Origin of the sequence: Pseudonocardia sp. 73-21, assembly GCF_001899645.1 — a bacterium.
Lineage (GTDB): Bacteria > Actinomycetota > Actinomycetes > Mycobacteriales > Pseudonocardiaceae > Pseudonocardia.
This window is the reverse complement of sequence record NZ_MKVV01000020.1, coordinates 49,941-73,399: the sequence shown is the minus strand read 5'-3', so window position 1 is coordinate 73,399 and position 23,459 is coordinate 49,941. Positions and strand designations below refer to the sequence as shown.

The following is a 23,459-nucleotide window of genomic DNA, read 5'->3' as shown; positions in this document are numbered from 1 at the left end:
GTCCCTCCGCCTCAGAAACGTTCGAGCAGCATGGCGTTGGCCTGGCCGCCGGCCTCGCACATGGTCTGCAGGCCGAGCCGGCCGCCGGAGCGCTCCAGCGCGTGCAGCATGGTGGTGGCCAGCCGTGCCCCCGAGGCGCCCAGCGGATGCCCGAGCGCGATGGCGCCGCCGCACGGGTTGAGCTTCCCGGGGTCGGTGCCGAACGCGGCCTGCCAGGCCAGGGGCACCGGGGCGAACGCCTCGTTGACCTCGTAGTGGTCGATGTCGTCGACGGTGAGACCGGCCCGGTCGAGCACGCGGCGGGTGGCCGGGATGGGCGCGGTGAGCATCGCGACGGGATCGTCACCGCAGACCGCGAAGCCCCGGAACCGGGCGCGTGGCGTGAGCCCCAGCTCCGTGGCCACCCGCTCGCTCGTGAGCAGCAGGGCCGACGCACCGTCGGTGATCTGGGAGGAGTTCCCCGCCGTGACCGACCAGCGGATCTCCGGGAAGCGGTCGAGCACGGCGTCGTCGGCGAAGGCGGGTCGCAGCCCCGCGAGGCGCTCGGCGGTGGTGCCGCGGCGAATGGTCTCGTCGGCGTTCACGACGGTGCCGTCGGGGGTGGTGATCGCGACGATCTCGCGGGCGAACCCGCCCGCGTCGGCGATCTCTCCGGCCCGGCGGTGCGAGCGGGCCGCGTAGTCGTCGAGCTGCTCGCGGGAGAGCTTCCAGCGGGCGGCGACCAGCTCGGCCGCCACGCCCTGCGAGACGAGTCCCGGTGCGTACCGTGCCGTGACCGACGGTCCGTACGGGTCGGCGCCCAGCCGCGCGGATCCCATCGGGACACGGCTCATCGACTCGACGCCCGCGACGACGACGATGTCGTAGGCGCCTGCGGCGATGCCCTGCGCCGCGAAGTGCACGGCCTGCTGGCTCGAGCCGCACTTGCGCTCCACCGTGACGGCCGGGACGTGCTCGGGCAGACCCGCGGCGAGCCACGCCATCCGCCCCACCCCGCCGGACTGCTCGCCGGCCTGGCTCACGCAACCGGTGACGACGTCGTCGACCCGGCCGGGATCGACCCCGGTGCGCTCCAGCAGCGCGGCGATCGTCTGCGCGAGCAGGTCGACGGCGTGCACGCCCGAGAGCGCACCTCCCGGCCTGCCCCGGCCCATCGGCGACCGCACCGCGTCGATGACGACGGGCCCGTTCACGACGGCACGCCTTCGACGGCACCCGTGTACGCCTGCATCAGCCGCTCCTGTGAGGTGAACTCCGACGCGGGGCCGGACGCCTTGACCTGTCCGCCCGCGAGCACATGGACCCAGCCGCAGTGCTCCAGCGCGATCGACGGGTTCTGTTCGACGATCACGGCCGGGACGTCGGCGAAGAGGACGTCGAGCCGGCTGTACAGCTCCTTGATCAGGATCGGCGCGAGTCCCAGCGACATCTCGTCGATCAGCACGAGCCGCGGTCGCTGCACGACGGCCCGCCCGATCGCGAGCATCTGCTGCTCCCCGCCGGAGAGGAATCCCGCGCGGACGCCGAAGCGGTCCCGCAGCCGCGGGAACGCCTCCAGCACCATGGCGATGTCGTCGTCGACGTCGCGGCCGCCGCGTGTGTAGGCCGCGGTGCGCAGGTTCTCCTCGACCGTGAAGTCCGGGAACACCCGCCGCCCCTGCGGCACGTGCGCGACCCCGCGCCGGACGATCTCGTCGGGCCGCAGCCCCAGCAGCGACCCGCCGTCGAGGGTGACCTCGCCGGTGCGGGCCTCGACGAGACCCGAGACCACGCGCAGGGTGGTCGTCTTGCCCGCACCGTTGGGTCCGAGCACGGCGACGCGTTGGCCGGGCCGCACCGTGAGGTCGATGCCGTGCAGCACGCTCGACCGGCCGTAGCCGGCCGTGACGCCGCGGAGGACCAGCCCCCCACTCCGCCCGTCGCCGATTCCCGGGTCAGCTGCCAAGGTAGGCCTCCACGAAGTCGTCCTGCCGCCGGACCACGGCCGGCACGTCGTCGGCGATGACCCGGCCGAAGTTGAGCGCCACCACCCGGTCGGCGACCCGCATGACCAGCTCGATGTTGTGCTCGACGAGCACGACGGTCGCGCCGACGTGGCGGCTGTGCACCAGCACGCGCCCGACCAGGTCGTCGCCCTCGTCGGGGGTCAGGCCGGCCGCCGGCTCGTCGAGCAGGAGCAGCCGGGGGCGCGCGACCACGGCCCGCGCGACGTCGACGCGTTTCTGCACGCCGTAGGCGAGATTCTCCACGCGCTCGTCGACGAGGTCGGCGAGCCCGAGGATCTCGGCGGTCTCCATCGCCGCTGCGCGCATGCGCGCCTCGCCGCGCACGAACGGCGGCAGCCGCAGCACCTGGCTCGTCGGACCGTATCCGGCCGTGGAGTGCTGGCCGATCATGAGGTGGTCGAGCACCGTGAGCCCCTCGTGCAGGCTGAGGTTCTGGAACGTGCGCCCCACGCCGAGCCCGCGGCGCTGGGCGGGGCGGCGGGTGCGCAGTGCCTGCCCGTCGACGGTGATCGTGCCCGCCTCGACCGGCGCGAATCCCGAGATGGCGTTGAGCAGCGTCGTCTTGCCGGCGCCGTTCGGGCCGACCAGCCCGACGACGGAGCCCGGCGCCACGTCGATCGACACCCCGTCGACGGCGGTGACGCCACCGAAGGCCACCCGCACGTCGGAGACGGTGAGGCCGACGCCGTCCGCCTGCGGTGTGTCGTCGGTGGTGGCCCGGGCCAGCTGGGCCTCGACGAGCGTCGCGGTCGGTTGCAGCTCGACGGCGGCGGGTGCGGTGCGACGACGTCCGGGCCCGAACCGGCGCCACAGCATCACCACGCCACCGGCGAAACCCTCGGGGAAGAACAGCATGATCAGGACGAACACGCCGCCGAAGATGATGTAGCGGAACTCCCCCGTCGCGCGCAGCACCTCCGGCACGCCCTCGACGAAGACCGAACCGAGTGCGGCGCCCCAGAGGTAGCGCTGGCCGCCGATGATCGCGATGACGAGCGTGATGATCGAGAGATCGAGGGTGAAGTCCTGCGGCGAGACGTAGTTGACCGCGTGCGCGTAGAGCACACCCGCGCACCCGACCATCGCACCCGAGACGCCGAACGCGCCGACCTTCTGCCAGCCCAGTGACATCCCGAGGCTCGACGCGGCCAGCGGGCTCGTCCGCACCGCGTTCCACGCCCTCCCCTGCCTGCCCCGCAGCAGGTTGCGGGCGAACAGCAGGGACACCCCGGTCATCGCCAGCGTGATGTAGAGCAGCCCGAGCGGGGTGTACGTGGAGCCGAAGAGTGTCGGCGGCGGGACCTGCGTACCGGCTCCACCGCCCGTCAGGTCGCTCCACTCGAAGTAGATCTGCTGCGCGACGACGCACAGGGCGAGCGTCGCGATCGCGAGGTAGAGGCTGCCGATGCGCAGCGACGGGAGCCCGATCACCACACCGATCAGGCCGCCGACGACGACGCCGGCGACGAGCTCGCCCTGCAGGCCCCAGGACGTGTTCGCCGCGACGGCGACCGCCGCGTAGACGCCGGCGCCCAGCAGCGCGGCGTGCCCGACCGACGGCTGGCCCGCCGCCCCGAACAGCACGGTGTGGCTGGCGCCGATGATCGTGAAGATCACGACGATCGTCACGACGTAGACCTGGTAGGTCGTCAGCCCGCCGGCCAGGCCGCAGACGAGCAGCAGCACGACGAGCCCGATGACCACGTCCTTGCCGGGGACCCGGCGCAGTGCGCTCACCGGGTCACGCCCGCTGCGCCGAGAGGCGGCCGAACAGGCCAGCGGGTCTGATCATGAGCACCACGAGGATGATCAGCACGGGGAGCACGATCGTCACCGCCCGCGGGGCGTAGGAGATCGAGAGCGCTTCGAGCACGCCGAGGATGAACCCGCCCGCCACGGCACCGGGGAGGCTCGACAGGCCGCCGAGCACCGCGGCGGTGAACGCCGAGATGAAGGTGCCCTGCAGGAAGCCGACCGACAGGACCGACACCGACGCCACCATGATCGCCGCCACCAGACCCAGCAGGCTGGAGATGATCCAGGTCCAGCGCGACACGGTCCGGGCGGGCACACCCATCAGCGCGGCGGCCTGGGGGTCCTGGGCGAAGGCCCGCATCCCGATGCCGAGGTTGGTGTAGCGCAGCACGAGCGCGATCGCGGCGGTGCTCGCGACGGCGATGGCGAGGATCACCAGCCGGGTGAGGTCGATGGTGACCCCGCCGACGTCCCACGCCCCGGTGGGCAGCGGTGCGTTGATGTTCTGCACCCCCGATCCGAAGAAGATCTGGGTCGCGTTGTTGAGCAGGATGTCCAGGCCCATGGTGGCGAGGACCAGGCGGAAGAGGTCGCCGCCGCCGAGCGGGCGCACGATGCCGCGCTCCACCGCCCAGCCGAGCGCGACCGCCCCCAGCGCGGCGACGAGCAGCCCGGGGCCCCAGCCCAGCCCGAGCACGGTGCCGACCTGGAAGAAGAGGAAGGCGCAGAACGCGCCCATCGACGCGGTCGCGAAGTTGACCGTGTCCATCGTCTTGAAGATCAGCGCGATGGAGAGCGCGAGCAGCGCGTACACCCCACCTGTCATGAGCCCGGTGACGAGCGCCTGCAACAAGCCGCTCATGCTCTTCCTCCCACCGCTGTGCGTCTCACCTTGAGCTGATAATCATATACAGAGATATGAGCGGTGCGGAACCCTTGCGCATGCCACCCGTCCCTCATAATGTGCGCCTACCATTATCATAGATTCTCGTTGAGGAGAGTCCCATGCGTCGAGTGTTGGGCCTGGTCGCAGCAGCGGCCGCCATGAGCGTGGTCGCGGCCTGCGGTGGCGCGACGGTCTCGTCATCCGGCCAGTCCGGCGGTGGTGCCACTGCGCCGGGCGTCACCGACAGCACGATCACCTTCGGCATGGTCACCCCGCTGACCGGCCCCTTCGCCGCCCTCGGCGTCGACGGCCGTGCGGGCGCCGAGGCGTTGATCAACTCGGTGAACGCCGCGGGGGGTGTCAACGGCCGCAAGCTCGCCCTGTCCGTGCAGGACGACCAGTACGACCCGAAACAGGCCGTGGCCGGTGCCCGCTACTTCGCCAGTCAGGAACCGGTGCTGGGCATCTGGGGCAACAACGGCACCGCCACCACCCTCGCCGGCCTCCCGACGCTCGAGACGTCGGGCACGCCGCTGCTGTTCCCGATGGCGCTCTCGGTGAAGTTCGCCGCCTACGACCGGTCGTTCGCCTCGATGCTGCCGCTCTCCCCGCAGTTCGAGCTGTTCTCGAACTGGGTCGCCACGCAGCCCACGCTGGCCGCCGGCAAGTGGGCCGTGCTCTACCAGAACGACGGCACGTCCGCCGAGGTCGTCGACGGGTTCAAGAAGGGCCGGACGCCCGTCACCGCGGACGCGAACTTCGAGCGGACCGCCACCACCTACGCACCGCAGTTGCAGCGCCTGCAGCAGGCCGGCGTCACCGACATCGTGTTCATCGGCAACTCGAACCAGCTGTCGGTGGCCATCAAGGAGGCGGCCCAGACCGGCTACAAGGTGGGGTGGTACTCCTCGCTCGGCAACACCGGGCCCGACCTCGCGAAGCTCACCGGGCCGCTCGCCGAGGGCGTCGTCACGATCAACCCGTACGCCCCGCCGGCCAGCGACCTGCCCGGTACCGACGAGTTCCGCGCCGCCATGGACAAGTACGAGCCCGGCAAGAACCAGAGCATGTTCGCGCTCAACAGCTGGGTCGGCGGCAAGATCATCGTCGACGCCCTGAAGCGGGCCGGCAAGGACGTCACGACCGAGTCGTTCCTCCAGGCGCTCGACAGCACCCGCGGTCTCGACCTGGGCGGGATCATGCCGCCCGTCACGCTCGCGGACGGCAAGCACACGGCCAGCACCTGCATCACACTCGCCACCGTGACCGGCGGGGTCTTCCGCGCCAGCGGCGAGCCCGTCTGCCAGTGAGACCCGTCGTCGTGGTGGGGGCGGGCCTCGCCGGGCTCGCCACCGCCGTCGCCGCCGCCGAGCGCGGGCACCCCGTCACCGTCCTGGAGAAGGGGGATCGCGTCGGCGGCGCGGCGGCGTTCTCCGGCGGGCAGGTGTGGGTGGCCGCCAACCACGTCGAGGCCCGGGAGGGCATCGCCGACGACCTCGCCGACGCCGAGCGCTACGTCCGGGCCGTCGGGGCGTCGCACCCGGAGCTCGTCGACGACGTCGCGCTGCGCCGCTGGCTCACCGAGGCACCCCGCGCGGCGGAGTGGTTCGAGCAGGTCGGAGCCGTGCGGTGGGAGATCATCCCGGACTATCCCGACTACTACCAGGACGCGCCGGGCGCCCGGACGACCGGCCGCTACCTCACGGCCGTCTTCGACGCGTCGAAGCTGGGACGCTGGCGGGAACGACTGCGCGTCTCGCCGCACTTCCCGGTCGGCACCACCTACGGCGACATGCTCGACGCCGGGCTGCGCGCCTCCGCGTTCGGGGCGGCGCGTGAGGCCGGTGGGATCGCCCGGGAGGACCTGTACTCGTTCGGCACGGGGGTCGTCGCGGGCTTCCTGGCCGCCGCGGTGGCCCGGGAGGTGCCGATCCTGACCGGGCACGCCGCGGTGGAGCTGGTGGTCGAGGGCGATCGCGTCGTCGGGGTCGTCGCGCAGACGCCGGGCGGCCGACGCCGGTTCGACGGCGCCGTGGTGCTCGCGACCAGCGGCTACGACTGGGACGACGACCTGGCCCGCGAGTACCTCGGCCTGGAGCCGGAGGACCGGGGCAGCGTCGCCCCGCGCACCCTCACCGGCGACGGCATCCGGCTGGCCGGGCAGGCCGGCGGTGCGGTGACGGTCATCCCCGGCAACCGGGTGCCCGTCCAGGTCGGGTATCCCGTCGACACCGAGCCCGGCTTCCAGGTGGCTCGCGAGCACTCTCTGCCGCACACGTTCGTCGTCGACACCACGGGTCGGCGGTTCTGCGACGACGCCGTCTACTGGGAGATCACCAATGCGGTGCTCACCCCGGGCAGCCCGCACCTGCCGTGCTTCATGATCTGGGACGAGCGCCACCACGCCCGTTACGGTTTGGGGCCGACGCCGCCCGGCGGCTCCTATCCGGACGGTCTCGTCGCGTCCGCGCCGACGCTCACCGAGCTCGGCGCGCGCCTCGGGATCGACGGGGCGGAGCTCGCCCGCACCGCGGAACGCTTCTCCGCCGACGTCGCGCACGGGTCGGATCCGCTGTTCGGCCGCGGCACCAACGCCACCTGGCAGCGATTCCAGGGCGACCCGGCGCAGTCACCGCACCCCAACCTCGGCCCGGTCGACACCCCGCCGTTCTTCGGGATGCGGCTGCGGATGGTGAGCACCGGGATCGGGCTCACCGGCATCGCCGTCGACGCGGACGGCCGGGTACGGGACAAGGACGGCCGCACGATCGACGGCCTGTACGCGGCGGGGGCGGCGGCGGCGTTCTCGAGCTCGGGGGCGGCCTACAACAGCGGCTTCTCCCTCAGCCGGGCCGTCACCCTGGCCCTACTGGTGGCCGAGTCACTCTGATCGTGCCTCGCGGTCGGCGGCGCCCGCGGTGCCGGCGACGCGGAGTTCCGTCTTGCGGGTCTTGCCCGACGGGGTCATCGGCAGTTCGGCGGCGATCCGGACGTACCGCGGCACCGCGAAGGCGGGCAACCGCGGTTCGCACCACGCCCAGACGTCGGCGGCGCTGACCGCGGCCCCCTCGGCGGGCACGACGACCACCAGCAGCTCGTCCTCGCCCGCCTCGGCGTCGGCGGGCACCCCGACCACCGCGCAGTCGACGACGTCGGGGTGGGCCAGGATCGGCTGCTCCACCTCGAACGAGCTGATGTTCTCACCGCGGCGACGCAGGGCGTCCTTGAGCCGGTCGACGAAGTAGTACCAGCCCTCGGCGTCGCGACGCAGGCCGTCGCCGGTGTGGAACCAGAGGTTGCGCTGGGCCTCGACGGTCCGTTCGGGCATCCCGTAGTAGCCCGACGTCATCGTGAAGGGCAGATGCGCGCGGACCACCAGCTCCCCCACCTCGCCGACGGGCACCTCCTCGTCGGTGTCCGGGTCGACGAGCCGGACGTCGAAGTAGTCCCCGACGAGCAGTCCGGCCGCACCGGGCGGCCGGTCCGCGCCGTACGGAGTCAGGATCGGCATCGCGATCTCGGTGAGCCCGAAGTTCTCGACGAACGCCTCGATGCCGAACCGCTCGCGGAAGTCGGGCGCGACCGACGTGGCCAGCGGCACGGCGTAGAGGCAGCGCAGCGGGTTGTCGGCGTCGTCGGGGCGGCGGGGCTGCTTGTGCACCCAGTCCATCATCACGCCGATGAAGTTGGTGACGGTCACGGCGCTCGCGCGCAGCTGGTCGACCCACCGGCTCGCGCTGAACCGCTGCTGCAGCACGAACCGGGCTCCCACGATCATCGCCGGGTAGGCGGCCAGGAACTGCGCGTTGCCGTGGAAGAGCGGCCCGACGGCCATGTGCGCGTCGGCGTCGGTGAGCCGGCAGAGCGAGACGCACTCTTCGGCGAAGAAGTAGAAGTGGGCGTGGGGCATCATCACGCCCTTGGACAGGCCGGTGGTGCCGCTGGTGAACAGGACGGCGGCGAGGTCGGCCGGTCCGACCGCCGGCAGCTGCGCGGGTCGCTCGGCACCCGTCAGCGCGGTGAACGGCTCCGCCGCCCACCCGGCCGCCCGGAGCGTCGCGATCGCCTCCTCCCCGTCACCGAGGACGTAGAACCGGCGGATGCCCTTCGCCGCCTCCAGCTCGAGGAGGTGACCGACGTACTCCGGGTCGACGACGGCCGCGACCGGCTCGACGGTGCGCACCTGGTGCTCCAGGAACGTGCCGCGGTAGGCGGTGTTGATCGGCACCTCGACGAGCCCCGCCACCGCGGCGCCGAACCACGCGAGCAGGAACTCCAGGCTGTTCGCCGCCATGATCAGCACCCGGTCGCCCGGCGCACAGCCGCCGTCGAGCAGCCCGCCACCGACCCGTTCGGCGACGTCGAGGGTCTCGGCGTAGGTCAGCCGGGCCCCCTGGAACGGCACGTCGAGGAACGTCCGGTCGGCGTGGGTGACCGCCCGGTCGCGCAGCACCGCGGGCAGCGTCCACGTGCGACGGTCGGGGTAGGTCAGGCGGAGGTCGTCGTAGGTGCGCATCACCGGAACCGCGGCTTCCGCTTCTCCATGAAGGCCGCGGCGCCCTCGCGCATGTCGTCGGAACCGATGGCCTGCACGAGCATGCCGAGGCCGCTGACGTAGGAGTCGCGGCAGGCGTTCCACCAGACGTTGGAGCTCATCTTGGCGATCTCCAGGTAGCGCGGGGAGAGCTCGAGCAGCTCGTCGGCCCAGCGGGTGACCTCGGCCTCCAGCTCGTCGTCGTCGACGACGGCGTTGATCCAGCCCAGCTCCGCCGCCTGGTCGGCGGTGTAGCGGCGGCACATCATCGACACCTCCTTGGCCCGCTTCTCCCCCACCGAGATCGCCAGCAGGTTGGTGCCGCCGAGCACGGGCGCACTGCCCACGCGGGGCCCGGTCTGGCCCAACTTGGCGCTGCGCGCGGCGATCGCCAGGTCGCACGCCACCACCAGCTCGTTGCCACCGCCGGCCGCGGCGCCGTTGACGGCGGCGATGACGGGTCTCGGCGAGGTGCGGATCGCCTCGAACAGGTCCAGCGAGGCGAAGAACATGCCCCGCAGCTCGCCGGGGTCCGGGTCGGCGAGGTTGGCGAGATAACCGCCCGCGCAGAACGCCCGCCCCGTCCCGGTGATCACGATGACGCCCGCGTCCGCGGCGTCCTTCACCGAGCGGGTGACGGCGGCACCCATCGCGGCGTCGTAGGCGTTCATCCGGTCCGGCCGGTTGAGCCGGATCCAGGCGACGTCGCCGCGCCGCTCGGTGACCACATCGTCGTCCATACCTGATTACTATCACCCTGGATTGCCGGCGACAACGACGTGGAGGAACCCATGGACCTGGAACAGCGGATCAGGCGGCTCGAGGACCGCGCGGAGCTGCAGGAGCTCGTGGCCGTCTACGGTCGCCGGATCGACGACCGCGACATCGAGGGCATCGCCGACCTGTACACCGAGGACGCGATGTTCGACTCCACCGACGGCCCGATCTCCGGCCGCGAGCCCGTCATCGCCTACTACCGCCGCCAGCTGGACCGCTACGGGATGACCTACCACTACCCGCACAGCCACACGATCGAGTTCACCGGGCCCGACACCGCCACGGGTGTCGTGTCCGCGCACGCGGAGCTCGCGATCCTGCCCACCCCGTTCGTCGTGGCGCTGCGCTACGTCGACGCCTACCGTCGCGAGGAGGGGCGCTGGAAGTTCGTGAGCCGGCGGGCCCTGCAGCTCTACGCGGCGCCGCTGGCCGAGCTGCCGGACGTCCTCGCCACCACGCAGCGCCGCCGCTGGCCCGGCACCGAGCCCACCGGGGCCGACATCCCGGAGAACCTCGACACCTGGAAGGCCTACGTGGGCTGACCGGTCATCCACGCACGACGTGCACGCGCGCGAGCACGCGCTCCGTGCCGAAGACCAGGCCCGCCAGGGCCGCGCGGTCGCGCTCCGCGGCGGCCGAGACCAGGTGGGCGCGGGCGGTGGTCTCGTCGGGGAACCAGAGCGCCTCGACGGCGTCGAACACGCCCGGGACGTCCGTGAGCCGCACGAAGGCCTCGACGGCCTCGGCGGCACCGCCGCGCCCCGGCTCGGCCAGCACGGACGCGAGGGCCTCGGGGTCGCCGCGCAGGAACGTGAGCAGCCGGACGCACCCGGGCCGCAGCGGCACCGGCTGGCCGATCCGGCGCGTGTAGAGGGCCCCGCCGCGGGTGCGGTCGACGAAGCGCCGCTCGTCGGCCCGGCCCTGGTCCAGGTAGTGCTCGGTGGCGAACGCCGCGTCGAACGCGCACCGGTCGGCGGCGTCGAACTCCGAGCAGGCGTCGAAACCCGGCCACGGCAGCGAGTCCGGCAGCGCATGGTTCTGCCAGTACCGCACGAGCCCGGGGAGCTCGCCGATCAGCGGCCCGTGCCGGTCACGCCAGTGCTCCTGGAACGTCCCGACCGAGAGGCCGGGCAGCCGCGGCGCGAGCCCGAAGCGCGTGATCATCCCTGGAGCAGCAGGTGGGCTGCCTGCTTCGCGGGCATGCCGATCTCGACCCCGCGGTGGTGGGCGGGCCGGTTGACCGCGCTGATCACGCCGTCGTGGTAGCTGGAGAGGCCGTCCCCCATGCGTGCGGTGCGCGCGTCGACGGTGGCTCCCGCCAGCCCGTCGGCCTCGACGACGGCGAGCCCGGCCATGCCGGAGTCGTCGCGCCCGCGGCCGCCGTCGGAGCAGATGAAACCCCACGGGTGCACCGAGCGCAGGTAGGGGACGGCGCTGCGCCCGGTGTGCCCCGCGGTGACCAGCACGGTGCGGTCGCGGTCGGCCTCGGTGCCGAAGGCGATCGAGTCGGTGCACACGACGGCCCGACCGGCCGGGCCCTCCTCCACCACGGTCCGGTTGGTCACCTCGTCGGGTGCGCGGAGCACCGGGTCGGTGCGCAGGAGCACGAGTGCCGCGTCCCGGACGGTCATCCCGGCCGCCACCCCGCAGGCGGCGGCGATCGCGTTGACCCGGCTGACCACCCCGTGCTCGACGACGTCGACCCCGTCGCCGAGCAGGATCGTCGCGACGTCGGCGGTGGCGGCGGGGATGCCGAGCGCCTCGTAGAACCACAGTCCCGCGATGCCCGCGCCCTCCGGGCCGATGCCGCAGTCGAGGCCGATGGCCGCCCGCGGCCGCCGGTCGGCGACGAACCGCGCGGGCAGCACGCCGGAGTAGGAGGCGCTGACGACGACGTCGCGGCCGGTGTTGCGCTCGTCGACGTGGTACGCCGAGTCGATCGCGACGACCCGGCCCCGCGGGTCGTCGACCATGACGGTCTGCAGGTCCATTCTCTGATGATAGTACGCATTGATACTCCGGATGCCCTGCCGCAGGCGCGGACGGTCGACCACTCTGCCGCCGTACCCGTGTCAACCCTGGTCCGTTCCTCCGATCTCTGATAACAATTGCCCTCCACATCGTGAACGGCCGTGCTCCCGGAGAGGTGAGTGGCGCCCATGAAACCCGCCGCGTTCGAGTACCTGTCACCGACCTCGATCGAGGAGGCCGTGCAGGCGCTGACCGACCCTGACGACGGCGACACCAAGGTCCTCGCCGGCGGTCAGAGCCTGGTGCCCCTGCTCAGCCTGCGACTCGCCCAGCCGGCCCGGATCGTCGACATCAACCGCATCCCGGGGCTCGGCGAGATCACCGAGTCCGGCGGCGTGCTGACGATCGGCACGCTGGTCCGGCAGCGGAGCGCCGAGCACTCCGACGTGGTGCGCCGCGCGTGCCCGCTGATGGCCGAGGCGCTCCCGCACATCGGCCACACCGCGATCCGCAACCGCGGCACCGTCGGCGGCAGCATCGCCCACGCCGATCCCGCCGCCGAGCTGCCCACCGTCGCGGCCTGCCTCGACGCGGAGCTGGTGGCCCGGGGTCCGCGCGGCGAGCGGGTCATCCCGGCCGCGGAGTTCTTCACCGGCTTCTTCACCACCGCCCTCGCCGAGGACGAGATCCTCACCGCGGTGCGGATCCGCTCGGCGGCCCCGGGCACCGGCGCCGCCTACGAGGAGGTGTCGCGCCGACACGGCGACTTCGCCATGGCGGGTGTCGCCGCCGTCGTCCGCCTCGACGGCGACGTCGTCGCGGAGGCCCGCATCGCGATCTCCGGTGTGGACCTCGTTCCGGTCCGTGCGGGCAAGGCCGAAGCCGCGCTCGTCGGCCGCGTCGTCGACGAGCCCACGCTCGTGGCGGCCGCCGAGGCGGGCGTCGCCGACCTGCACCCCTCGGCGGACCTGCACGGGTCCGCCCCCTACCGCAAGCACCTCGCGGGCGTCCTGATCCGCAAGGCCGTGCGCACCGCCGCCCAGCGAGCCCGGGAGAGCCGATGAACAACGGGAACACCACACGGGAGATCACCCTCACCGTCAACGGCCGGAAGCGGACCGTCACCATCGAGGTGCGGCGCACGCTGGCCGACTTCCTGCGCGAGGACCTGGGCCTCACCGCCACGCACCTCGGCTGCGAGCACGGCGTCTGCGGGGCGTGCACCGTGATCGTCGACGGCGCCACCGAGCGCTCGTGCACCCAGCTCGCCGTGCAGGCCGACGGCCGCGAGGTGACCACCGTCGAGGGCCTCAACGGGCCGAACGGCGAGCTGCACCCGGTGCAGGAGGCGCTGCGCGACCACCACTCGTTCCAGTGCGGCTTCTGCACCCCCGGCTTCGTGATGGCGATCCACGGCATGGTCGAGGAGAAGAAGGCGGGGCGCCCGTCGCCCTGCTCGCGCGCGGAGATCCGCGAGGAGCTCTCGGGCAACATCTGCCGGTGCACCGGCTACCAGTCGATCATCGACGGCGCCGAGGCGGCACTCGCCGCGGGCGCGGGGAAGGAGTCCTGATGGCCGGCGGAAGCGCGATCTCGGGGCTCGTCGGAGCCCGGGTCCACCGCAAGGAGGACCGCACCATCCTCACCGGTGCCGGCCGCTACGTCGACGACGTGCAGGAACGCGGCATGCTCCACTGCCACTTCCTGCGCAGCACCGTGGCGCACGCCCGGATCACGGGCATCGACGTCGAGGCGGCGCGCGGGCTGGAGGGTGTCGTCCGGGTCTTCACCGGCGCCGACATGAGCGCCATCACCGAGGACCTCAACTTCGCCCAGCCCATCCCCGGGCTCCACAGCCCGGCCTACCCGGCCATCGCCCACGACGTCGTGCGGTACGTCGGCGAGCCGGTGGCGCTGATCGTGGCGGAGAGCCGCTACCTCGCCGAGGACGCCGCAGCGCTGATCGAGGTCGAGTACGACCTGCTCGACCCGGTGGTCAGCACCACCGCCGGACTCGCCGACGGTGCGCCCCAGCTGTTCGAGGACGTCCCCGGCAACGTCGTGCACGCCGACGAGCAGCTCTTCGGCGACATCGAGGCCGCCTTCGCGCAGGCCGACCACGTGGTCACCGACTCCCTCGACCAGCACCGCTGGGCCTGCAACCCCATGGAGACCCGGGGCGGCGTCGCCACCTACGACCGGGGCAGCGGACAGCTCACCTACGAGGCGTCGACCCAGACGACCCACACGCTGCGGTTCCTGCTCGCCGGGTGGATCCGGCAGCCGATCCACCAGCTGCGCGTCACCGCCAACAACATCGGCGGCGGCTTCGGCCTGAAGTTCTCGATCTACCGCGAGGACGTGGCGCTGTGCGCCGCCGCGAAGGCCATCGGCGGCACCGTCAAGTGGATCGAGGACCGCAACGAACACCTCGTCGCGGCCGGCGCCGCCCGGGAGGAGCAGCTCACGCTCGAGGCCGCGGTCAAGGCCGACGGCACCCTGCTCGGCCTGCGCGTGACGATGCTGCTCGACGCGGGCGCCTATCCGATCAACCCGCCGGCCACGGTCTACGCCGGCCTCGTCCGCACCACCCTGCCCGGCCCGTACAAGCTGCCCGCCTACCAGTTCAGCCACAAGATCGTGGCGACGAACAAGGCGTCCTACATCTCGCTGCGCGGGCCCTGGGCCGTCGAGACGCTGGTGCGCGAGCGGCTGATGGACAAGATCGCCTCGACCTGCGGGATCTCACCCGTGGAGGTACGGCGCCGGAACCTCATCACGCTCGACGACCAGCCGACCAAGATGGTCACGAACGTGACACTGGAGTGCGTCACCGCGGCCGAGACGTTCGAGAAGATGATCGGGATGGTCGACCTCGACGAGGTGCGCCGCGAGCAGGAGGCGGCGCGCGCCGAGGGCAGGCTGCTCGGGTTCGGGGTCGGCACGTTCATCGAGCCGGCGCCCGGCACCCAGGAGTTCTGGGCCGCCGTCGGCTTCCCGTTCGGTGCCGAACCGCTCCGCATCCGGATCGAGATCGACGGCAAGGTCACGGCGTTCACCCCGCAGACCCCGCACGGCCAGAGCCACGAGACCACGCTCTCGCAGCTCATCGGCGACGAGCTCGGCGTCGGGATGGACGACATCCGCATCGTGTACGGCGACACCGACGCCACCCCGTTCTCGATGCTGGGCACCGGTGGCAGCCGCGCCGCGACGATGGCCAGCGGTGCCGCGGTCTACGGGGCGCGCGAGCTGCGCACCCGCGTCCTCGACATCGCCTCGCACCTGCTGGAGGCGAGCGTCGATGACCTGGAGATCGTCGACGGGATCGTCTCGGTGAAGGGCGCGCCGGGCGCCTCGGTGCCCCTGGGCCAGATCGCGATGGGGTGCTGGCTCGCCCCCGACCAGATGCCGGAGGGCACCAACACCGAGCTGGAGTACGTCGCCAGCTACGACGGCGAGGGCGGCGGGTTCTCCCAGGCCAGCCACGCCTGCTGGGTGGAGATCGACCAGGAGACCGGCAAGGTCGAGGTCACGCGCTTCCTCGTCGTCGAGGACTGCGGGCGCATGATCAACCCGGCGGTCGTCGAGGGCCAGGTCGTGGGCGGTGTCGCCATGGGTCTGGGCGGGATGCTGCTGGAGCACTCCGCCTACGACGCGGAGGGCCAGTTCCTCTCGGCGACGTTCATGGACTATTTGATGCCCTCGGCGCCCGAGGTGCCCGAGGTCGAGATCGAGCACCTCGAGTTCGAGTCGGACAAGGTGATCAGCTCGCGCGGCGTGGGCGAGGGTGGCACGGTGCTCGCGCCGGCCGCGCTGCTCAACGCGATCGACGACGCGCTCGCGCAGGTCGGCCGCGGCCGGGTGATGGCCACGCCGGTCACCCCGACGCGGATGCTGGAACTGCTCGGGGTGATCGAGAAGGCGTGACCGCACGGTAGGCGGACCGTCGTCGCTGTCCCGCGTCGCGGAGCAGCGCTGACGGTCCGCTCAGCCGGTGATCGCCGGCGTGGCCACATCACGCGAGGCGGCCGCGGCGATGTAGGCAGCGTGTCGTCCGCACAGTCGGCGATCCCGACGCGCTCGGCGACGGACGCCCGGGCCACGGGTGGCCGCGCCGCCGACGAGGACGTCGGCCGTCCCCAGTCATGGCGCCCCGACCGGTACGGCGTCGGGATCGCCGTCGGGGTTCCACGGCGTGACGACCGCGTCCGCGGCCGAACGGAACCGCTCGGGCAACTCGTCGACCATGTCGATGGCCATCGACAACCGCCCGTACCCGACGAAGGCGGCCACGTTCATGCCCAGCTCCACGATCTCGGCCTCCGAGAAGTGCGAGCGAAGATCGGCGAACAGGGCGTCGTCGATGCTCAGGTGGTCGGTCGCCATCCGGTCGGCGAAGCGCAGAGCGCTGCGTTCCGCGTCACTGAGGTCGGGCGCCTCGTCGGGACTCGCGAGCTGACAGACCAGGCCCTCGTCCACGCCGTCCGCGGCGCCGTCGCGGTAGCGGACCGCCATGCAGCTCCGGCACTGGTTGTGGAACGCCACGCGCAGGCGCACCAGCTCCACGAGTCGGCGGCTGAGCAACCCGGGCCTGCGCAGCTCGGCCATGTAGGTCGCGTAGGCCTGTGCGAGCGCGGGCCGGTGCGCGTAGATGCGCAGGTTGCCCAGCTCGAGCGGGGTCTTGTCGTCGGCACCGAGCTGGGTGCGCAGCGCGGCGGGGAACTCCTCGGCGGCGAGCATCCGGATCCTGGCCATCGCGTCAGGCCCGCAGGAGTGGGACGACCTGCGGCCCGGAGCGCTCCACGTCGGTCCGGTGGTCCTGGAGCGTCACATCACCGACGATGCGCGGGAAGCTCATCGCAGGGAGGGCGAGACCGAGCTTCATGGCGCTCCATCCACGTCGACGAGTGTGCGTTCACGGTTCGAATGCATGATAACAATAACCCTGGAACAGGCAACCGTTGTCCCTGACCGGCTGCTCTCCGGGCAGCGACGGCCCTCCGGCGGGGCCGCGTCACGGCCCGCCGATCGCGAACTGCGATCGTCCATCTCGAGCGTGTCCCGTCTGTGCGCAACACCCGGCGTGATCAACACGATGAGGTCCAGTAGGCCGCAACGGGCCCCGGGTTCGCCGGCGCGCCACGCGGCCGCACGAATACCGGGTCCCACCCGGCCACGGCATTCGACGGACGAAGGACGAAGGAAGGTCAACCATGGGAATGGCGGAGTCGCACGGCTCGCCCCATCCGGCGGCGCCCGCGGCGAGCGACCCCGGCCCGAGCACCTCGCCGCGTCCCTCGCGCGCCGTGATCGAGCAGGTGCGACGGTCGTGCGAGCTGGTGGCCGCCCGGCCGGTGCTGCTGGCCGAGACGTTCTACCAGCAGCTGTTCCTCATGGCCCCGCACGTCCGGGCGATGTTCCCGGCGGACATGACCGGACAGATGCAGAAGATGAGCGACACCCTGCTCACCGCGATCACGTCCCTGGCCGGCCAGGACACCGAGGAGCTGGAGGCGGCACTGCGTCGCCTCGGGGCCCAGCACCGGTCGCACTACGGCGTCGAGACCGACCACTACGTCTACGTCGGGCACGCCCTGACCAGGGCGGTTCGCGACCTGACCGGAGCGCAGTGGTCGGGCTCCTTGAGCTCGGCGTGGATCGCGGTGTGCCAGTGGGTGGCCACGCACATGATCAGCGGCAGCATGGATCCCGACCCCGAGCCCGATCCCGCCGGTCACCTCCCCGCCAGGTCGGCACCCGACGCACGCGGCGGGAACACGACGACCGCGGACGTCCCCGCGCAGCGCGGCGGCCACCGCTCCGGCACCGAGGACGTGCATCCGCTTCGCACGTCAGCCGGCCGCCTGGGACCACGATCGGGTTCGTTGCCGTGAGGTAGGGCGGCGGGCATCGTCGACGACGTTCAGAGCGCGGCGACGTCGCGCTCCAGGCGGGCGGCGAGGTGGGCGCGGGCAGCGGCGGCGCGGGTCGGGAGGTGGCCCGAGCCGAACAGCGGCTCGCCGGGGGCCACGTCGCGGACGAGCTGGCGGGCCAGGGTCTGCCGGTGGACCTCGGTCGGGCCGTCCGCGATGGCCATGACCTGCGCGTCGACCATCATCGCCGAGAACGGCATCTCGTTGGAGATGCCCAGCGCGCCGTGCAGGTGCATCGACCGCTGCACCACATCGTGGTAGACGCGCGGCATCGCCACCTTCACGGCGGCGATGTCCTTGCGGACAGCCCGGTAGTCCTGGTGCCGGTCGATCAGCCACGCCGTGCGGAGCAGGAGCAGCCGGAACTGCTCGATGTCGAGCCAGCTCTCGGCGATCTTGTCCTGGGTGGACTGCATGTCGGCCAGCCGACCGGTGCGGGTCCTGCGTGACACCGCTCGTTCGAGCATGAGGTCGAACGCCCGGCGCATCTGCGCGATCGTGCGCATCCCGTGGTGGATCCGGCCTCCGCCGAGCCGGGTCTGGGCGATCGCGAAGGCCGCACCCTCCTCGCCGAGGAGGTGGTCGGCGGGAACCCGCACCCCGGTGTAGCGCAGGTAGGCATGGCTCGAGTGCTCGGGCGACTCCGTGCCGATGCCCGCGTCGCGGATGATCTCCAGACCGGGTGCGCCCGACGGAACGATGAACATCGACATCCCGTGGTGCGGGTCGACCTCGGGGTTCGTCACGACCATCACGATCAGGAACGCGGCGTGCCGGGCGTTGGAGGAGAACCACTTCTCGCCGTCGATCACCCAGCTGTCGCCATCGCGCACCGCGCGGGTGGTGAACAGCGTCGGGTCGGCCCCGGCGAGCGGTTCGGTCATCGAGTAACAGGAGGAGATCTCGCCGTCGAGCAGCGGCTGGAGGTACCGGTGCCGCTGCTCCGGCGTGCCGAAGCGCGCGAGGATCTCGGCGTTGCCCGAGTCGGGTGCCTGGCAGCCGAACACCGACGGCGCCCATCGCGAGCGGCCCAGCAGCTCGTTCAGCAGCGCGAGCCGGACCTGCCCGTACCCCTGCCCGCCGAGCTCGGGCTCCAGGTGCGCGGCCCACAGCCCGCGGTCGCGGACCTGCTGCTGCAGTGGCCGGACCAGTCGGCGCGCCTGCTCGTCGGCCTTGTCGTAGGGGTCACCCAGGACGAGGTCGAGCGGTTCCACCTCGGTCCGGACGAACGCGTCGACCCAGTCGAGCTGCTCCTGGTACTCGGGTTCGGTCTCGAAGTCCCACATCAGCGCTTCTCCTCAACGGCGGCGAGACCGTCGACCTGGAAGGCCAGCTGGGCGGCGAGCAGGGCGTCGAAGCGGCGCATGTCCAGTCCTGTCACGTGTTCGATGCGGCCGAGGCGGTACCGCACGGTGTTCTCGTGCACGCCGAGCACCTTGGCCGTGGCGCGCACCTGGGCCCCGGCGGCCAGATACCTGCGGAGGGTCTCGACGAGGTCGCCGCCGGTGGACTCGTCGCTGCGGCGCAGCGGCCCGATGCACTGCTCGGCGAACCGGAGCGCGACGTCCGCGCGGTCACCGTTGACCACCAGGCGCAGCGTGTTCAGCTCGGTCACCGGGACGACCTCGGTGCGCCCGCCCAGCGCGACGACGAGGCCGTCGACGTCGCGGGTCTCGGCCAGCGCGCCCGGGAAGTCGGCGACGTCATGGCACACCCCGGAGACGACGGCGCGGCGCAGCCCGGTGAGCCCCGAGAGCGCATCCATTCCCTCGCCGAGTGCGCGGTGAACACCGCGGAGCGCGGGCGGCCCGGGGTCGTCGGGCAGCAGCACCAGCGCCACGAGGGCGTCGGGCTCGGCGAACAGGAGCGGCGGGCCGCCGAGGAGCTCCTCGAGGACGACGAGCACGCCGGCGCGGCAGGCGGCCGCCGAGCGCCCCGGCGCCACCGGCAGCCGCACGAGCAGCCGTGGCCCCCGCAGATCCAGGCCCACGTGCCGGGCGAGGCGGTGCAGATCGTCGGCGGTCCGCGAGCCATGGAGCAGATCCGCGACGACGTCGTCGCGGCCGCGGGCGGCCGAGCGGGCCGCCCTGGCCTCGCCCAGGAGCTGCACCGAGATCACCGCGGCGGCCTGCTCGACGGCGGGCAGGTCCGCAGATCCCAACGGTCTGCCCATCTCGATCACGTCGAGATAGCCCGCGAGTGCACCCTCCACGACCAGGGCGGCGACCAGGTGCCGTCGGGTGACCCCCCGGCCGCGGTCGGCGGGGACCAGGACGGACGGACGGTCCGGACCGAGGCCCTCGAGCAGGTCGCGGACTCCCCCCGACAGCTCCGGTGCGGTCGTCAGGCGCAGCCCGGGAGGCGCAGCCCAGGTCCGCAGGCGCAGGTCGGTGTCCAGCACCGCGACCGGCCGGCCGGAGAGCTCCGAGAGCCGGGCGACGACGCCGTCGATCTCGGCGCCCTCCAGCACCGCGCCGGCGAGTCCCCGCAGCAGGTGCTGGAGCTGGTCGACCTCGGCGAGAGCACGGTCCCGTCGGGCCGCGGCGCCGCCGGTCCCGGCGAGCACCGCCGAGGCCAGCGCGGCGAAGCGGGCGAGCAGTCGCTCGTCGCAGGCCGGATCCGCGAGGCTGTCGTGCTCCACCTCGAGGACCCCGACCACGTCTCCGTCGACGGTGAGCGGCGCGACGAGTCGGGAACCGCACCCGCCGGGTGGAGCGGCACCGAGCGCTGCCGCGGTGGCGACGCGGTGCGCGGTCGTGGCGGGCCGCAGCAGGCGGACCGAGCAGCGGGTGGCGCCCAGCTCCTCTTGCGCGGCCCGCACGACGAGGGCGAGCAGGTCCCCCGCCGTCGACGGGGCCGGACCGGGACCCGACAGCCTCGACGACGGGCCGCCACGCTCGTCGGGAAGGCCGACCGGGCTGGTCACGTCGACAGTGATCGGACTCGCCATGACGTCCCGTCACCTCCGTTTCCGCCTTGACCGCATGTGAACTGCGCCACTACCGTTGCAGCCCTAACGTTCGTTAGGCAAGACCTGAAACCACTCCCACGAAGGGGTCACCCACATGGACGTCGGTGTGCTGCTGGTCTTCCAGAACTGGCACGAGAACCTCAGCGACGGCGAGATGTTCCGCCAGGAGACCGAGCTGGGCGTGCTCGCCGAGGAGTACGGATTCGACTCCGTATGGGCTGCGGAGCACCATTTCGACGACTACTCGATGTGCCCGGACAACCTGCAGCTGATGAGCTACCTCGCGGCGCGCACCAGCCGGGTCAAGCTGGGCACCGGCGCGGTGATCCTGCCGTGGAACAACCCGCTGCGCGTGGTGGAGAAGGTCACGATGCTCGACATCCTGTCCCAGGGGCGGGCCATCTTCGGCATGGGCCGCGGCCTGGCGAAGATGGAGTACGAGGCCTTCGGCGTGGACATGAACGCCTCGCGCGGCATGTTCGACGAGGCCGCACCGATGATCATCGCTGGCCTCAGGAACGGCTATGTCGAGAACGACGGCCCCATCTACAAGCAGGCTCGCGCCACGGTCCGTCCGGGCCCGGAGCCGGGCACCGACTGGTCCGACCGGCTCTACGGTGTGGCGATGTCCCCGGACTCCGTGCCTGCGGTCGCGAAGGTCGGCGCGCGGATGATGACGTTCATGCAGTACCCGGCCGAGATGCACGTCCCGGCGATGGAGCGCTACCGCGAGATCTACCGCGAGACCCACCACCGCGAGCCCGGTCCGATCCTCACGCAGGACTTCGTGTACTGCCACGAGGACGCCGCCGAGGCGGAGGCCACGGCGCGGGAGTACCTGAGCCGCTACTTCCTCTCGGTCATCAAGCACTACGACTTCGCCGGCTCGCACTGGCGCGAGACCAAGGGCTACGAGGCCTATCAGCAGGGCGCCGACATGATCCGCGAGGCGGGCATGGAGGCCGCGGGCGCGGGCTACGCCGACACCCAGATCTGGGGCACACCCGAGCAGATCATCGAGAAGTACCGCCATCGCGTGGAGCTGTTCGGCGACCACCAGCCCAACATCGCGCCCTCGTTCGCCGGCCTGCCGTTCGACAAGGTCCGGGCGAGCCTCAAGCTGTTCGGCGAGAAGGTCGTGCCCGAGCTGCACAAGATGGGTGTGAAGACGGCGGTCCCCGCCTGATGGGTCCGGGGCGCGGTCGGCGGGTCACCGCTGATCGCGCCCCGGCGGGTGGGAACCTGGCGGTCCACGCATCCGAGACGAGAAGGACCCCGCCATGACCGCCCTGCAGCGCGAGGAGGACCCGCCCCGGCGGGGCAACGCCCGCCGCGCGGAGCTCGTCGCGCTGGCCGGGAGGTTGTTCCGGGAGCGCGGCTACCACGGTGTCGGCATGCGCGCGATCGCCGAGGCGGCCGGCATCCAGGCCGCCTCGCTCTACCACCACTTCCGCAACAAGGAGGAGCTGCTGCTCGAGACGATCTATGTCGTGGACCGCGACATGGTCGTCGAGCAGCTCCCGATCCTCGACGGGCCGGGCACCCACCGGGAACGCCTCGCCCGCCTCGTACACGCCCACGTGTTGCACATCGGGGCCAACCACGACGCCTGGCGGGTGGCCGGCCGCGAGCTGCGGGCGCTGTCGCCCGAGCACGTCGACACGGTGCAGGGCTACCGGCGCGGTTACCAGCACCGCATCGCCCGGCACCTGGCCGAGGGCGTCAGCGCCGGCGAGTTCGTCTGCGCCGACCCGCGCCTCGCCACACTGGCGATCCTCGACATGATCAACGGGCCGAACGAGTGGTACCGACCTGAGGGACGGCTGGAGATCGGCCGGATCGCCGACAGCTACGCCGAGCTGGTCGTGCGCCAGCTCAGCGCGTAGCCGTACCGCGAGCACGCCGGGCCGGCGCCCCGAAGGAGGCCATCAGCCCGCCGTCGACGGCGACGGTCGAGCCCGTCATGTACGACGCGCCCGCCACCGCCCACACCACGTCGGCGATCTCGCCGGCCCGGCCGGGCCGGCCCATCGGGATCCCGTCGACGATCGCGGCCCGCGACGCCTCCGTCAGGCCGGCCGTCATCGTCGTGTCGACGAAGCCCGGGACCACGAGGTTGACCCGCACGCCGCGGGGCGCGAGCTCCGTCGCCAGCGTCTGGGTCAGCCCGGACAAGCCCGCCTTCGCCGAGCCGTAGGCCACGTCGCCGGGGTAGCCGCGCAGCCCGACGACCGCCCCGATGTTGACGATCGCCGCGCCGTCGGCGAGCAGCGGGAGCACCGCCCGGACGGTGGTGAAGGCGCCCGTCAGGTTGGTCGCCAGCACCTCCGCCCACGCGGCGTCGCCGAGCTGCTCGACCCGGCCCCCGCGGTGCACGCCCGCCGCGTTGACGAGCACGTCCACCGCCCCCGTGGCCCGCTCGATCGCGGCGAACGCCGTACCGACGGATTCCGGGTCGGCGACGTCGACCGGTACCGGGAGGACCCGGTCACGCACCGCGGGTGCCCAGCTCTCCCGGTCGACCGACCGGGCCAGGACGTGGACCGTCTCGCCCTCGGCGAGCGCACGGTCGACGACCGCGCGCCCGATGCCGCGGGAACCGCCGGTCACCACCCAGGTCCGG

22 protein-coding genes are annotated in these 23,459 nt (G+C 72.3%); 9 read left to right on the top strand and 13 right to left on the bottom strand.

Going from position 1 to position 23,459, the window contains the following annotated elements; all coding sequences use genetic code 11:
- Positions 1-11: 11 nt before the first annotated feature.
- The 4 genes from BGP03_RS04640 to BGP03_RS04625 are packed head-to-tail and all read right to left on the bottom strand — an operon-like array spanning position 12 to position 4,623.
- Positions 12-1,193 carry a thiolase family protein gene (locus tag BGP03_RS04640; protein ID WP_298797334.1) on the bottom strand — a complete coding sequence of 394 codons (1,182 nt, stop codon included), beginning with the start codon at positions 1,191-1,193 and terminating at the stop codon, positions 12-14.
- Positions 1,190-1,945 (bottom strand): ABC transporter ATP-binding protein, encoded by a 756-nt coding sequence (locus BGP03_RS04635; RefSeq protein WP_296370238.1) that lies wholly within the window; start codon positions 1,943-1,945, stop codon positions 1,190-1,192. The genes BGP03_RS04640 and BGP03_RS04635 overlap by 4 nt, the downstream gene beginning before the upstream one ends.
- Positions 1,935-3,743 carry a branched-chain amino acid ABC transporter ATP-binding protein/permease gene (locus BGP03_RS04630; protein ID WP_296370240.1) on the bottom strand — a complete coding sequence of 603 codons (1,809 nt, stop codon included), beginning with the start codon at positions 3,741-3,743 and terminating at the stop codon, positions 1,935-1,937. The genes BGP03_RS04635 and BGP03_RS04630 overlap by 11 nt, the downstream gene beginning before the upstream one ends.
- Before the next feature lie 4 nt (positions 3,744-3,747).
- Positions 3,748-4,623: a branched-chain amino acid ABC transporter permease gene (locus BGP03_RS04625; protein ID WP_296370241.1), complete on the bottom strand. Its 876-nt coding sequence runs from the start codon at positions 4,621-4,623 to the stop codon at positions 3,748-3,750.
- A 143-nt stretch (positions 4,624-4,766) separates the two neighbouring features.
- On the opposite strand from BGP03_RS04625, the gene BGP03_RS04620 reads away from it, so the two are divergent.
- Both BGP03_RS04620 and BGP03_RS04615 read left to right on the top strand, forming a co-directional pair.
- Positions 4,767-5,957: an ABC transporter substrate-binding protein gene (locus BGP03_RS04620; protein ID WP_296370243.1), complete on the top strand. Its 1,191-nt coding sequence runs from the start codon at positions 4,767-4,769 to the stop codon at positions 5,955-5,957.
- Complete coding sequence (locus BGP03_RS04615) at positions 5,954-7,537, top strand: FAD-dependent oxidoreductase (RefSeq protein WP_298797333.1); 1,584 nt, start codon at positions 5,954-5,956, stop codon at positions 7,535-7,537. The genes BGP03_RS04620 and BGP03_RS04615 overlap by 4 nt, the downstream gene beginning before the upstream one ends.
- On the opposite strand, the gene BGP03_RS04610 is transcribed toward BGP03_RS04615, so the two are convergent.
- Both BGP03_RS04610 and BGP03_RS04605 read right to left on the bottom strand, forming a co-directional pair.
- On the bottom strand, positions 7,529-9,163 hold the full coding sequence (locus BGP03_RS04610) for an AMP-binding protein (protein ID WP_298797332.1): 1,635 nt from the start codon (positions 9,161-9,163) through the stop codon (positions 7,529-7,531). The two genes, BGP03_RS04615 and BGP03_RS04610, sit on opposite strands and share 9 nt — an antisense overlap.
- On the bottom strand, positions 9,163-9,921 hold the full coding sequence (locus BGP03_RS04605) for an enoyl-CoA hydratase-related protein (protein ID WP_298797331.1): 759 nt from the start codon (positions 9,919-9,921) through the stop codon (positions 9,163-9,165). Before BGP03_RS04605 ends, BGP03_RS04610 begins: the two co-directional genes overlap by 1 nt.
- Before the next feature lie 51 nt (positions 9,922-9,972).
- Between BGP03_RS04605 and BGP03_RS04600 the strand changes: the two genes are divergently transcribed.
- Positions 9,973-10,500, top strand: a complete 528-nt coding sequence (locus tag BGP03_RS04600) for a nuclear transport factor 2 family protein (protein WP_296370250.1) — start codon at positions 9,973-9,975, stop codon at positions 10,498-10,500.
- A 4-nt stretch (positions 10,501-10,504) separates the two neighbouring features.
- Here BGP03_RS04600 and BGP03_RS04595 read toward each other — a convergent pair whose 3' ends face one another.
- On the bottom strand, positions 10,505-11,122 hold the full coding sequence (locus BGP03_RS04595; RefSeq protein WP_298797330.1) for an EthD domain-containing protein: 618 nt from the start codon (positions 11,120-11,122) through the stop codon (positions 10,505-10,507).
- The gene (locus tag BGP03_RS04590; protein WP_296370253.1) at positions 11,119-11,949 is read right to left on the bottom strand and encodes a hypothetical protein; all 831 of its coding nucleotides are present in this window, start codon (positions 11,947-11,949) and stop codon (positions 11,119-11,121) included. The genes BGP03_RS04595 and BGP03_RS04590 overlap by 4 nt, the downstream gene beginning before the upstream one ends.
- Before the next feature lie 168 nt (positions 11,950-12,117).
- Here BGP03_RS04590 and BGP03_RS04585 point away from each other — a divergent pair, with 168 nt between their 5' ends.
- From BGP03_RS04585 to BGP03_RS04575, 3 genes are read left to right on the top strand one after another with little or no spacing between them, the layout of a single operon-like run.
- Positions 12,118-12,993 carry a xanthine dehydrogenase family protein subunit M gene (locus BGP03_RS04585; RefSeq protein WP_296370256.1) on the top strand — a complete coding sequence of 292 codons (876 nt, stop codon included), beginning with the start codon at positions 12,118-12,120 and terminating at the stop codon, positions 12,991-12,993.
- Entirely contained in the window at positions 12,990-13,502 is a 513-nt protein-coding gene (locus BGP03_RS04580) for a (2Fe-2S)-binding protein (RefSeq protein WP_296370258.1), read from the top strand. The genes BGP03_RS04585 and BGP03_RS04580 overlap by 4 nt, the downstream gene beginning before the upstream one ends.
- The gene (locus BGP03_RS04575) at positions 13,502-15,859 is read left to right on the top strand and encodes a xanthine dehydrogenase family protein molybdopterin-binding subunit (RefSeq protein WP_296370262.1); all 2,358 of its coding nucleotides are present in this window, start codon (positions 13,502-13,504) and stop codon (positions 15,857-15,859) included. The genes BGP03_RS04580 and BGP03_RS04575 overlap by 1 nt, the downstream gene beginning before the upstream one ends.
- 216 nt (positions 15,860-16,075) lie before the next feature.
- Here BGP03_RS04575 and BGP03_RS04570 read toward each other — a convergent pair whose 3' ends face one another.
- The gene (locus BGP03_RS04570; RefSeq protein WP_298797329.1) at positions 16,076-16,687 is read right to left on the bottom strand and encodes a carboxymuconolactone decarboxylase family protein; all 612 of its coding nucleotides are present in this window, start codon (positions 16,685-16,687) and stop codon (positions 16,076-16,078) included.
- A gap of 4 nt (positions 16,688-16,691) precedes the next feature.
- Positions 16,692-16,817, bottom strand: a complete 126-nt coding sequence (locus BGP03_RS04565) for a hypothetical protein (RefSeq protein ID WP_296370266.1) — start codon at positions 16,815-16,817, stop codon at positions 16,692-16,694.
- Positions 16,818-17,145: 328 nt separating this feature from the next.
- Here BGP03_RS04565 and BGP03_RS04560 point away from each other — a divergent pair, with 328 nt between their 5' ends.
- Positions 17,146-17,826, top strand: a complete 681-nt coding sequence (locus tag BGP03_RS04560; protein WP_296370268.1) for a globin domain-containing protein — start codon at positions 17,146-17,148, stop codon at positions 17,824-17,826.
- 29 nt (positions 17,827-17,855) lie between these two features.
- Here BGP03_RS04560 and BGP03_RS04555 read toward each other — a convergent pair whose 3' ends face one another.
- Both BGP03_RS04555 and BGP03_RS04550 read right to left on the bottom strand, forming a co-directional pair.
- On the bottom strand, positions 17,856-19,151 hold the full coding sequence (locus tag BGP03_RS04555) for an acyl-CoA dehydrogenase family protein (RefSeq protein WP_296370270.1): 1,296 nt from the start codon (positions 19,149-19,151) through the stop codon (positions 17,856-17,858).
- On the bottom strand, positions 19,151-20,815 hold the full coding sequence (locus BGP03_RS04550) for a helix-turn-helix domain-containing protein (RefSeq protein WP_298797328.1): 1,665 nt from the start codon (positions 20,813-20,815) through the stop codon (positions 19,151-19,153). Before BGP03_RS04550 ends, BGP03_RS04555 begins: the two co-directional genes overlap by 1 nt.
- A 115-nt stretch (positions 20,816-20,930) precedes the next feature.
- Between BGP03_RS04550 and BGP03_RS04545 the strand changes: the two genes are divergently transcribed.
- Both BGP03_RS04545 and BGP03_RS04540 read left to right on the top strand, forming a co-directional pair.
- Positions 20,931-22,022, top strand: a complete 1,092-nt coding sequence (locus BGP03_RS04545) for an LLM class flavin-dependent oxidoreductase (protein WP_296370274.1) — start codon at positions 20,931-20,933, stop codon at positions 22,020-22,022.
- Between the two features lie 94 nt (positions 22,023-22,116).
- Positions 22,117-22,722, top strand: a complete 606-nt coding sequence (locus tag BGP03_RS04540) for a TetR/AcrR family transcriptional regulator (protein WP_296370276.1) — start codon at positions 22,117-22,119, stop codon at positions 22,720-22,722.
- Here the strand turns inward: BGP03_RS04540 and BGP03_RS04535 are convergent.
- A complete protein-coding gene (locus tag BGP03_RS04535) occupies positions 22,712-23,446 on the bottom strand; it encodes an SDR family NAD(P)-dependent oxidoreductase (protein WP_296370278.1) in 735 nt (244 codons plus the stop codon). The two genes, BGP03_RS04540 and BGP03_RS04535, sit on opposite strands and share 11 nt — an antisense overlap.
- Positions 23,447-23,459: the final 13 nt, after the last annotated feature.